The sequence below is a fragment of the Bacteroides muris (ex Afrizal et al. 2022) genome, assembly GCF_004793475.1.
In the GTDB taxonomy this organism is placed as follows: Bacteria; Bacteroidota; Bacteroidia; order Bacteroidales; family Bacteroidaceae; genus Bacteroides; species Bacteroides muris.
On record NZ_SRYZ01000047.1, the window covers coordinates 17169 to 28854 of the forward strand.

11 protein-coding genes and 1 pseudogene are annotated in these 11686 nt (G+C 46.9%); 4 read left to right on the forward strand and 8 right to left on the reverse strand.

Annotated elements, in window-relative coordinates:
* Positions 1–176: 176 nt before the first annotated feature.
* The 3 genes from E5355_RS15575 to recA are packed head-to-tail and all read left to right on the forward strand — an operon-like array spanning position 177 to position 2904.
* Positions 177–1370, forward strand: a complete 1194-nt coding sequence (locus E5355_RS15575; protein WP_136011066.1) for a saccharopine dehydrogenase family protein — start codon at positions 177–179, stop codon at positions 1368–1370.
* Between the two features lie 31 nt (positions 1371–1401).
* Positions 1402–1848: a thioredoxin-dependent thiol peroxidase gene (gene bcp, locus E5355_RS15580; RefSeq protein WP_016272823.1), complete on the forward strand. Its 447-nt coding sequence runs from the start codon at positions 1402–1404 to the stop codon at positions 1846–1848.
* An 18-nt stretch (positions 1849–1866) separates the two neighbouring features.
* Positions 1867–2904 (forward strand): recombinase RecA, encoded by a 1038-nt coding sequence (gene recA / locus E5355_RS15585; protein WP_136011067.1) that lies wholly within the window; start codon positions 1867–1869, stop codon positions 2902–2904.
* 67 nt (positions 2905–2971) lie between these two features.
* On the opposite strand, the gene E5355_RS15590 is transcribed toward recA, so the two are convergent.
* From E5355_RS15590 to E5355_RS15630, 8 genes and pseudogenes are all read right to left on the reverse strand, one after another.
* Positions 2972–3682 (reverse strand): DUF4252 domain-containing protein, encoded by a 711-nt coding sequence (locus E5355_RS15590; RefSeq protein ID WP_005832692.1) that lies wholly within the window; start codon positions 3680–3682, stop codon positions 2972–2974.
* 6 nt (positions 3683–3688) lie between these two features.
* The gene (locus E5355_RS15595) at positions 3689–4213 is read right to left on the reverse strand and encodes a hypothetical protein (protein ID WP_136011068.1); all 525 of its coding nucleotides are present in this window, start codon (positions 4211–4213) and stop codon (positions 3689–3691) included.
* A complete protein-coding gene (locus tag E5355_RS15600; RefSeq protein WP_136011069.1) occupies positions 4194–4709 on the reverse strand; it encodes an RNA polymerase sigma factor in 516 nt (171 codons plus the stop codon). The genes E5355_RS15595 and E5355_RS15600 overlap by 20 nt, the downstream gene beginning before the upstream one ends.
* A gap of 127 nt (positions 4710–4836) precedes the next feature.
* Positions 4837–4932 (reverse strand): annotated as a pseudogene (locus E5355_RS20255) (XRE family transcriptional regulator); the annotation flags it as partial.
* 263 nt (positions 4933–5195) lie between these two features.
* Positions 5196–6215, reverse strand: a complete 1020-nt coding sequence (locus E5355_RS15615) for a YeiH family protein (protein WP_136011070.1) — start codon at positions 6213–6215, stop codon at positions 5196–5198.
* 80 nt (positions 6216–6295) lie between these two features.
* The gene (locus tag E5355_RS15620) at positions 6296–6886 is read right to left on the reverse strand and encodes a DUF6621 family protein (protein ID WP_246866976.1); all 591 of its coding nucleotides are present in this window, start codon (positions 6884–6886) and stop codon (positions 6296–6298) included.
* A 184-nt stretch (positions 6887–7070) separates the two neighbouring features.
* Positions 7071–7817: a hypothetical protein gene (locus tag E5355_RS15625; protein ID WP_136011072.1), complete on the reverse strand. Its 747-nt coding sequence runs from the start codon at positions 7815–7817 to the stop codon at positions 7071–7073.
* An 83-nt stretch (positions 7818–7900) separates the two neighbouring features.
* Complete coding sequence (locus E5355_RS15630; protein WP_016272831.1) at positions 7901–8467, reverse strand: Crp/Fnr family transcriptional regulator; 567 nt, start codon at positions 8465–8467, stop codon at positions 7901–7903.
* A gap of 538 nt (positions 8468–9005) precedes the next feature.
* Here E5355_RS15630 and clpB point away from each other — a divergent pair.
* Positions 9006–11600 carry an ATP-dependent chaperone ClpB gene (gene clpB / locus E5355_RS15635; protein WP_136011073.1) on the forward strand — a complete coding sequence of 865 codons (2595 nt, stop codon included), beginning with the start codon at positions 9006–9008 and terminating at the stop codon, positions 11598–11600.
* Positions 11601–11686 lie beyond the last annotated feature (86 nt).

The following is an 11686-nucleotide window of genomic DNA, read 5'->3' on the forward strand; positions in this document are numbered from 1 at the left end:
TTAATTTATTCAAGGGACAAATATACGAAAATAACCCAAATGCAAGTAATTTGTTTAATATTTGAAGCATTTACCCCAAAGTATTTAGCAGGATTTTAATGTTTATCTAAGAATTAACCCTTATATTTGCTCTCCGTATTTTTTATAAACCTAATATAATAACATAGTACAAAGAAATGGGTAAAGTTCTTATTATCGGTGCAGGCGGTGTAGGTACCGTTGTTGCGCACAAAGTGGCTCAAAATCCTGATGTGTTTACAGAAATCATGATAGCCAGCCGCACCAAGTCCAAATGTGACGCTGTTGTCAAGGCAATCGGTAACCCGAACATCAAAACCGCCCAGGTAGACGCCGACAACGTGGACGAACTGGTAGCACTCTTCAATAGTTTCAAACCCGAAATCGTCATCAACGTAGCCCTCCCCTACCAAGACCTCACCATCATGGAGGCCTGTCTGCAAAGTGGAGTCAACTATCTGGATACCGCCAATTATGAGCCGAAAGATGTTGCCCACTTTGAATACAGTTGGCAATGGGCCTACAAGAAACGCTTTGAAGATGCCGGACTGACCGCCATCCTCGGTTGCGGTTTCGACCCGGGAGTAAGCGGCATATATACTGCATACGCCGCCAAACATCATTTTGACGAAATACAGTACCTGGACATCGTAGACTGCAATGCCGGAAATCACCATAAAGCATTCGCCACCAACTTCAATCCGGAAATCAACATCCGTGAGATTACACAGAACGGTCGCTATTATGAAAACGGAGAATGGGTGACAACCAAGCCGCTGGAAATCCACAAAGACCTGACTTATCCGAACATCGGTCTGCGCGACTCCTATCTGCTTTATCACGAAGAACTGGAATCTCTGGTGAAGAATTTCCCCACCATCAAGCGTGCACGCTTCTGGATGACGTTTGGACAAGAGTACCTAACCCACCTACGCGTTATCCAGAACATTGGTATGGCGCGCATAGACGAAGTGGAATACAACGGCATGAAAATTGTTCCGCTGCAATTCCTGAAAGCCGTCCTCCCCAACCCGCAAGACCTGGGCGAAAACTACGAAGGTGAAACATCCATTGGCTGTCGCATCCGCGGACTAAAGGATGGCAAAGAGCGTACCTACTATGTATACAACAACTGTAGCCACCAGGAAGCCTACAAGGAAACCGGCATGCAGGGCGTAAGCTATACCACCGGTGTACCTGCCATGATTGGTGCCATGATGTTCCTCAAGGGACTGTGGAAAAAGCCGGGGGTATGGAATGTCGAGGAATTCAATCCGGACCCGTTTATGGAACAGCTCAACAAGCAAGGCCTGCCTTGGCATGAGATTATCGACGGAGACTTGGAAGTTTGATATTAAACATTAATCATTAAACATTAACAAAGTGAATATAGGAGATAAAGCACCCGAAGTATTGGGCATCAACGAAAAAGGTGAAGAAATCCGTTTGAGCGACTATAAGGGAAAAAAGATTGTACTCTACTTCTATCCCAAAGACATGACGTCCGGCTGCACGGCACAAGCCTGCAACCTGCGGGATAATTATGCCGACCTACGCAAAGCCGGCTATGAAGTCATCGGCGTCAGTGTGGACAGCGAAAAGTCACACCAGAAATTTATTGAGAAAAACAATCTACCTTTTACCCTGATTGCAGACACCGACAAGAATCTGGTAGAACAATTCGGAGTATGGGGCGAAAAAAGCATGTATGGCCGCAAATATATGGGAACGTTCCGCACGACTTTCATCATTAATGAAGAAGGTATTGTAGAACGCATCATCACTACGAAAGAAGTGAAGACCAAAGACCATGCGGCACAAATTTTATAATCATTAAACATTAACAACGTGGCAAAAAAAGACGAACTGAATTTTGAAAATGGCAGCAATCTGGCATCGGGCGAAAAGCTGAAAGCCCTACAGGCTGCCATGGACAAGATAGAAAAGAGCTTTGGTAAAGGCTCTATCATGAAAATGGGCGACGAGAGTGTCGAACAAGTAGAGGTTATTCCCACAGGTTCCATCGGCCTGAATGTGGCTCTTGGCGTAGGAGGATATCCCCGCGGACGTATCATCGAGATTTACGGCCCCGAATCTTCCGGTAAGACAACCCTTGCCATTCATGCCATTGCCGAAGCGCAAAAGACAGGAGGCATTGCCGCATTCATTGATGCAGAACATGCCTTCGACCGCTTCTACGCGGCAAAATTAGGTGTGGATGTGGACAATCTGCTGATATCACAGCCGGACAACGGTGAACAAGCGCTGGAAATAGCAGAGCAGCTGATCCGTTCTTCCGCTATTGACATCATTGTAGTGGACTCTGTGGCTGCCTTGACCCCGAAAGCTGAAATCGAAGGCGATATGGGTGACAACAAAGTGGGTCTGCAAGCCCGACTCATGTCACAAGCCTTGCGCAAACTGACGGCAGCTGTCAGCAAAACACGCACCACCTGCATCTTCATCAACCAGTTGCGCGAAAAAATCGGTGTCATGTTCGGTAATCCCGAAACAACCACCGGCGGTAATGCACTGAAGTTCTATGCCTCCGTACGCCTTGACATTCGTGGAAGCCAAGCCATCAAGAACGGTGATGAAGTAATCGGCAAGCAAACTAAAGTGAAAGTTGTGAAGAATAAGGTAGCTCCTCCTTTCCGTAGAGCGGAATTCGACATCATGTTCGGCGAAGGTATCTCCCGTGCAGGCGAAATCATTGACTTGGGCGCAGAGCTTGGCATCATCAAGAAAAGCGGCTCATGGTTCAGCTATAACGAGACGAAAATTGCCCAGGGACGCGACGCCGCCAAGCAGGTCATCCTTGACAATCCGGAACTGGCAGAAGAGCTGGAAGGGCTTATCTTTGCAGAATTGAGAAAAGACAAATAACAAAAAAACTTGCCAATAGAAAAACAAAACATTCTATTGGCAAGTTTCCCTAAAAGGTTACCGCTTCCTATTCCATCTTTTCCAAACGTTCTTCCAAAGCCTCCATACTTTTTTCAAAACGTTTCCATGTATCGGTATCCATTTGTTCTTTCAGATACTTGTTGTCTTTCAGCTTGGCTACATTTTCCAGCCCTTTCAATGCCAGTTCTTGCGAATGCTTCAATTCTCCAAGCCAATCGCGGTTCTTCAGCTTCTCTATCTCAGCCCAGTTTATATCCGGAAGCTGTATATTCACATTGTTCCCATTCCAGCTGGTATTCTGATACATCATGATATTCTGTATATCCTTCAAAGTCATATCACCTTCCAAATAAACAAATTTCAGAGTAGCTGCACCATCTACAATCATAATCAGCTCCTTCACCTTTTCCCCTTTACGGCTCATGTAGAATTCAGAACTGGAGACTGTTCCCTTCTGCTTCATCAGCAATTCATATCTGGAAGACTGCACCAAAGAACGAAGATCCTTACGCATTTCTTTCTTTACATTATTATCCATTGTAGAAAGTACCTGCACAGAGTTCAACTGTCCGGACACTTTCCCAATATAAACATCTTTAGTAAACAAGTTGGGATTCGTTTCTATCATTGCCTTGGATATGTAAACGGACGACACGCCTTTCATATCTCCATACTTGTTGAATAGGTTCTTCTGTGCCTGGCAAAGCAAAGGCAACATCAGCAGTACACCTGCCAAAATCATTTTCATTGTTTTCATATCAGATTATCGTTGAATTTCTTTTCTTACTTCCTGGTTCACCTTCGTTACGTCTATCCGCGTTTCCTCTATCTGTTCAATTCCCTTGTTCAGATTCGCAGACACCTCGATTAAAGTGGCCTGCAATGCCTTATAAGCAGCTTCCGGATCAGAGAAAGTGTCCTGAGGTGTAGGAGGACGCATATCCTCTCCCATGTTCGTAATGCCATAACCTACACCTACAAGAACCAGAATGGTGGCAGCAATACCTCCTATCCAGCGCCAATTACGTTTGGCCTTGTTCCGGTGGAAAAAACGTTGTTCCTCTTCAGCCTTTTCATCAATCATCCGACTCAGTTTATCCTCCAATCCGGTGGGAACATTATCCACCACTTCCCCGGGAAAAAAGCTGAGAAAGAGTTTCTTGTCCTTCTGCAAGTGCTCGGGCACTTCTTCGGTTCTGAAAGCTTCCTTCAACAACTCTTCTTCCTGCTCGTTGGTATTCCCTTCATAAAATTCGGCGAGCAGCCTTTCAATTTCCTCGACTTTCATAGTTACTCCATTTATTAAATTCCTCACGTATCTTTTTTCTTGCCCGGGACAACAGTACACGAACATTGGTGGCGTTCAATCCGGTGACCTGCTCTATCTCTTCATAAGAGCATCCCTTGACATCACGCAACGTTACTATCTTCTGCTGTTGCACCGGCAGACGGGCAATGATGTGCTTTACCTGCTGCGCTTCGTCCCGCACTTCAAAGTTATCTGCTTGAGACACATTATGCACTTCGGCCAACTCCACACTCTGCCTGCTCAAAGTGTACTTTCCCGAGCGAAGCAAATCAAAGCACATATTTTTCACCAAAGTAACGCTGAATGCCTCCGGATTGCTGATTATGGCCAGTCCTTCCCGCTTGTCCCACAACTTCAGATAAGCTTCCTGCACCAAATCTTCAGCGTCGGCAGCATTCTCCAATAGCCTATAAGCTATGCAATACAGCTTGCGATGATATGGCAGAAACTCTTTTTTAAAACTTTCAGCGTCCATGGGCTATTTATCAATAGTAGATTCTGTTTATACCCTTCAGACGTAGGAGGAAAGGATTTTGTTACACGACCAGGAAGAAAAAATGGGAAAAAATGAAAACACCAACAGCATCAGTCCAAGAGTACGCTTATTTCAAGACATCAGCAATCCGCTTTTTGAGGTTCAATTTTGCAATGTCTTCAGGCTTCAGCTCAAACTCCACCAACACCTTCGCTGTGGAGAGCCACTTTTCTGAAACATTGTATTAACAGGTCAGCACGCCGAACCGAGGACAAAAGCAATGCTGGAAGCAAAAGGTATCATAACCTGGCTTCCACTTGCTCCGGTCCGGCATCGATGAAGAAGGATATTAAAAGAAATACACACCCCGGTTATCCCGAGATGTGTATTCGTCTATATATCCAATGAGGAAAGAAATACATTACAAAAATCCTACCGACTTCTTCAACCGGAAGTTATACTTCAAAAACTGCCGGACTGATGTAATCAGAACAAGTAGATATATGCCAACGTGCCCACACTAATCACTATCCACAACAAGGTGCCTTGTATCAAGGGCTTGATACCTACTGCCTTCAGTACATCACGTGACAGAGAGGCACCGATAAAGAACAGAGTGATGGTCAGCATCTTGCGGGCCAAAGAATTGATTCCCTCCCCAATCATGGCACCCGTTTCGGTAGTGCCCAGCACATAAGTATTGAAAATCATAGCCAGCACAAAGAAGAAGATGAACCAGGGGATACTGATCTTCTGTCCCTTACTCTTAAAGATGAACGAAGTTACCAGAGCCAAAGGAATAATCCATAAGGCACGTGTCAGCTTTATAGTCGTTGCCACCTGCAATGCCTCCTCGCCGTATGCGGCACCCGCTCCTACTACCGAACTCGTATCATGTATGGCAATGGCCGCCCATGTGCCGAACTCATGCTGGCTCATGTTCAAAGTGTGGCCTATCAACGGGAAAACAAATAATGCAATGGCATTCAATATAAAGATGGTGCCTAATGCCACAGACATCTCACTGTCCTTTGCCTTCAACACCGGACCCACAGCCGCAATGGCACTTCCTCCGCAGATAGCCGTACCGGAACTGATAAGATAGGAAGTGTCACGGTCCACTTTCAAGAACTTACGTCCTATGAGCCAGCCTATGAGCAATGTCCCCACTACAGAAATAATCGTGAACTCCATTCCCTCCTTGCCCGAAGCCAGGGAAGCCTGCAGATTCATTCCGAATCCTAACCCTACGACAGAGTATTGCAACAGGTACTTTGAAGTCTTCTTATTGAACTTCGGATGTGCCTGCCCACACAGCAAGGCAAAAGCCAAGCCTAAGAACAAGGCTACCGGCGGAGTGACCCACGCCGAATAGGCATGCATGCCGGGTAGATAATCCAACAACAGGAAGAGAGAAAGCAAGGCCAAGAGAGATACGTAAATCGTCTTTCGGTGGTATTGCAGAAAAGGCATCAAGCCTTTGGTTGACATTTGATTTGAAACCATAATACTTTATAATATTTTATTTTATTGTTCATTCGACTTTTATCAATAGCAAGCTTGCCAAGGGAGCAAGGGGGCTGCTGTTATTCCAGCTCTTCCGGTTTTATGCCCAATACGTGCGACAGCGAATAGAGTACGGAGTCCGTCACACAGGAAATAGGAACTTGCGGAGCAGCCATCATGAAGTAAACCACCCGTCCGGCTTCTTTCTGCTTTTCCTGCTTGCCCAAACATTTCCGCAACTCCTCTTCCACCTTGCCGGCATACAAGCGATGGAAAGGGACCAGTGCGAGGCACTCCACATCGGCCGAGTCCAAGGCCAGATGCATCAGGTCTATAAACAAATCTGAGGAAGCGGCCATACCGGCAGAGCTGACGCGCGAAAAGGCAAACTCGCCTAACGGCGTGCGACAAGCCACACCGTCCAGTTCTTTCAAATCCGCAGGCCGGCAGTGAGGCAATGCAGACACTTCTCCACCGTGTACCAACAGTACTTGTATCTCGTTGTCTCCCTCGCGCAATCCGGCATCAAGAGCCAAGTAGCTGAGCCAGGCAGGCAAGTCCACATCGGGCAGGGTGCGCCCCAAGCGTTCTCCTAAAAAAGACTTTATGTCCGAAACCGTTTCGTCAAGAAACGAAACGTCCACCAATATCACATTCTTTGAAAACTTCACATTATTTTCCATATTGCTCCATAAATAATTCAAGCGCCCAAAGATAGTGAAAATGTCGGCATAAGTATCAATATACAGGAAGTATTCTTTCAGTCCCGGCCATGAAGTTTATCTTCTATTAAAAAACAACTCTCAGAAGAAAGCCGGAACAAAATAAGGACAGCTCCTGAACCAGACCGGCCTGTCAGTGCTTTTGCTTCTGCAAGACAACCCAGCTTTCCCGAACTACGATTGTATCACCCACAGGGATATGCTTTATAAAGTCCGCATTAAGCAGGTTACACGTCGATTCTGCACTGTAGCTACGGATATCGTGCTGCAAATGCCGCCCATGCACGTAATGCAAGAAAGGCAAGATGAGCTGTCCGTTTTGCTCCAGCAAGGCAAAATTTATTCTGCCGGGCATATAGGTGACAGGAGTACGCAGGTAGTGGGACTCCGTACTGATTCTCTTCACACCATCTTTCTCGAAGAATTCTGTTATGCTCGTTATAGGCACATCCATAGCAGATTTCCCTTTACTTACTATAAACAGGTTGCCGGAATTAAAAACAGATGCTTCGTAAGGTTCATCAGGAGCCACCCCGAAACCGGACAGCAGGTTTGTCTGCACAACGGCTTTATCCGAATAGAATGTAACATCCAACTGCTCTCCATCGCCGACGGGGCGTGAGAAGGTATCAAAAGAAAAGAGTTCCGCATAATCCACGGCACCCTCTTGCAAGTCCAGCTTAGGCACCCCGGACAAGAACTTCCTGATTTTTGCCTCATCAGTCACTGCCCCTTGGGATGTGTACATACGCACTTTTCCGAACGTTGCGGTCGAAGGCAACTTGTAGCGGCCGGCCGGCACAAACTTTTCATCTTCATTTTCACTCAGGCACCCCCACCAAAGAATGCCAACGAATAACATCGCAAATATTCTTTTCATAACCGAGAACTTTTTCCGCAAAGCTACGGACACGAAGCGAAAATGTTCTCAACCTAAGTTGAGAGTTGCAGGTTCCGGATACCCTATTCCCTGTTGAAAGTGATTTCTTTGCGGATACGACTCAGGTGTGTCGGCGTGATTTGCAGATAAGACGCCAACTCTTTCAAAGATACTTGTTGCAAAATCTCAGGGCATTGGGCAACGAGAGCCAGATAACGTTCTTTCGGTGACTGGCCGTATAAATTCAGAAAACGGTTGTAAGTCTGCCTAAGAAGCCCTTCGGCCGTTCGGGCAAACAATGCCCGATTTTCCCGAAACAAACAGCCTACCACAAAGCCCTCGCATACAAAAACATCGGCATCAGTAACGGCAATGATGTCCGTTCGGGTAAGGTCGTCCGAAACCAGATTCAAGAAATCACCTACCGGAGTATCAGCAAATACAAATCCGGTAACCCATTCATTTCCATTGGAATCAGTAATAACATACTTGAAGATGCCGGTCGTGATAAAACCGAGCAGGCTCTTTGCCTCACCAGCCCGGCAAAAACAGTCTCCTTTCTTATAACGACGCAACATTCCATTCTCAGCGCAGATGTTGCGCCAGAAACCGGTATCAATATTCGCCAGATAGGTGTTGAAATTCTCCATACGTACTTAGGGACATACAGTGCGTAAATAATTGTCGGATACAAACATCGGAATAATCAATGACATGCGCAATTCTTTTGGAAACTATTATGAGACTTTAGAAGCAGCTTCAAATTCCATTCAAGCCTTCTTTCCTAAGTTTTGTGCTCCCTACCACCCCGCCCGTTGGGCACCCCTCCTTCCCGGAGAAGGGGAGAACACGAAGACTTAGCTACTAAAGCACAAGTCCCTTACTGCATGAGATATGCATCTTGTGTATCGCGATATGTGCATCTCGTCACACATGAGATGTACATCTCATGCACAACACATCTATTGTCCTTCTCCTTATCCAATAGAGTTCAATGCGAAAAGGAACTTTGCTCCAACTCCTGTTCTAAAGAAGTAGAAAGGAAAGGAACAAAACGACTTATTTACAGACAATTTGTCACAATACAAGACTTATATGCAGACAATTTGTCCGAAATATGCCAATGGCAAATCTTTTGCGCCTTCCAAAGCGTTATGAAACTGATAAAATAGAAAGGAGAACAAAAATATGAACTTTAACAACTTTACCATTAAAGCGCAAGAAGCAGTGCAGGAAGCTGTGAACCTGGTACAAGGCCGTGGACAGCAGACCATCGAGCCCGTGCATGTGCTTCAAGGTGTGATGAAAGTAGGCGAAAATGTCACCAACTTCATCTTCCAGAAGCTGGGCATGAACGGTCAGCAGATAGCACTTGTACTGGACAAGCAAATTGATTCTCTGCCCAAGGTGTCCGGCGGAACACCGTACCTGAGCCGTGAAACGAACGAAGTGTTCCAGAAAGCCACCCAATATTCCAAGGAAATGGGTGATGAATTCGTCTCCCTGGAGCCGGTGCTGCTGGCTTTGCTGAACGTGAAAAGCACTGCATCCACCATTCTGAAAGATGCCGGGATGACGGAACGCGAACTGCGGGAAGCTATCAACGAACTGCGGAAAGGAGAAAAAGTAACTTCACAATCCAGCGAAGACACTTACCAGTCATTGGAAAAGTATGCCATCAATCTGAACGAAGCAGCCCGCAGCGGCAAACTGGACCCCGTCATCGGTCGTGACGAAGAGATACGGCGTGTCCTGCAGATTCTGAGCCGGCGTACCAAGAACAACCCGATTCTTATCGGTGAACCGGGTACCGGTAAAACGGCCATCGTAGAGGGACTTGCCCACCGTATCTTGCGTGGAGACGTCCCCGAGAACTTGAAGAACAAACAAGTCTACTCCCTGGATATGGGTGCACTGGTAGCCGGCGCCAAGTACAAAGGCGAATTTGAAGAACGCCTGAAAGCCGTCATCAACGAAGTAAAGAAGTCCGAAGGAGAGATTATCCTCTTCATTGATGAAATCCACACCTTGGTGGGTGCAGGTAAGGGCGAAGGCGCCATGGATGCTGCCAACATCCTGAAACCCGCCTTGGCACGCGGTGAACTGAGAAGCATCGGGGCCACTACCCTTGATGAATATCAGAAGTATTTCGAGAAGGACAAAGCGTTGGAACGCCGCTTCCAGATTGTCATGGTGAACGAGCCGGACACGCTGAGCACCATTTCCATTCTGCGAGGTCTGAAGGAACGTTATGAGAACCATCACCACGTCCGCATCAAAGACGATGCCATCATCGCCGCCGTAGAGTTGAGCAACCGTTACATCACCGACCGTTTCTTGCCGGACAAGGCTATCGACCTGATGGACGAAGCCGCTGCCAAGCTGCGTATGGAGGTCGATTCCGTTCCGGAAGAACTGGACGAAATCTCGCGTAAGATAAAGCAGCTGGAGATTGAACGTGAAGCCATCAAGCGCGAAAACGACAAGCCCAAGCTGGAACAAATCGGCAAAGAACTTGCCGAGCTGAAGGAGCAGGAAAATTCGTACAAGGCGAAATGGCAAAGTGAAAAGACCCTTGTCAACAAAATCCAGCAGAATAAGGTGGAAATAGAGAACCTGAAGTTCGAGGCCGACAAGGCAGAACGGGAAGGCGACTATGGCCGGGTGGCCGAAATCCGTTACGGCAAACTGCAAACGCTGAACCGGGAGATTGAAGAAACGCAGCAAAAATTGCACGAAATGCAGGGCGACAAGGCCATGATTAAAGAGGAAGTGGATGCTGAAGACATCGCCGACGTAGTATCCCGCTGGACCGGCATACCGGTAAGCAAGATGCTGCAAAGTGAAAAGGAGAAACTGTTGCATCTGGAAGCGGAACTGCACCAGCGGGTTATCGGGCAAGACGAAGCCATCGAGGCCGTATCCGATGCCGTACGCCGCAGCCGTGCCGGACTGCAAGACCCGAAACGTCCTATCGGCTCATTCCTTTTCCTGGGAACCACCGGTGTGGGTAAGACGGAATTGGCAAAGGCACTGGCGGAGTTCCTCTTTGACGACGAGACAATGATGACCCGCATCGACATGAGCGAGTATCAGGAGAAACACAGCGTTTCCCGTCTGGTCGGAGCGCCTCCGGGATATGTGGGCTACGATGAAGGCGGACAACTGACAGAAGCCGTAAGGCGGAAACCATATTCTGTCGTTCTGTTTGACGAAATCGAGAAAGCGCATCCGGACGTATTCAACATCTTGCTGCAAGTGCTGGATGACGGACGTCTGACGGACAACAAAGGACGTACGGTCAACTTCAAAAATACGATTATCATCATGACCTCCAACATGGGCAGTGGCTATATCCAAAGCCAGATGGAGAAGCTCAACAGTAGCAATAAGGAGCAAATCGTAGAGGAAACCAAGAAGGAAGTGATGAATATGCTGAAAAAGACCATCCGTCCGGAGTTCCTGAACCGTATCGACGAAACCATCATGTTTCTGCCGCTGACAGAGTCCGAAATCAAGCAGATTGTGGTACTCCAAATCAAGAGTGTGCAGAAGATGCTTTCCGATAACGGTGTGGAACTGGTTCTGACAAATACCGCCATAAACTTCCTTGCCAATGCAGGTTATGACCCTGAATTCGGCGCCCGTCCGGTGAAGCGTGCCATACAGCACTATTTACTGAACGATTTGTCGAAGAAACTACTGTCTCAGGAAGTAGACCGCAGCAAGCCTATTACAGTGGATGCCAATACCACTGACGACGGACTGATTTTCAGAAATTAAAAGCAATCCGTATCCTCAAATAAAAGGAGGTTGTGTCAAAACGTTGGCACAACCTTTTTCTATAATTTATAGTCCTGTTATCTTTT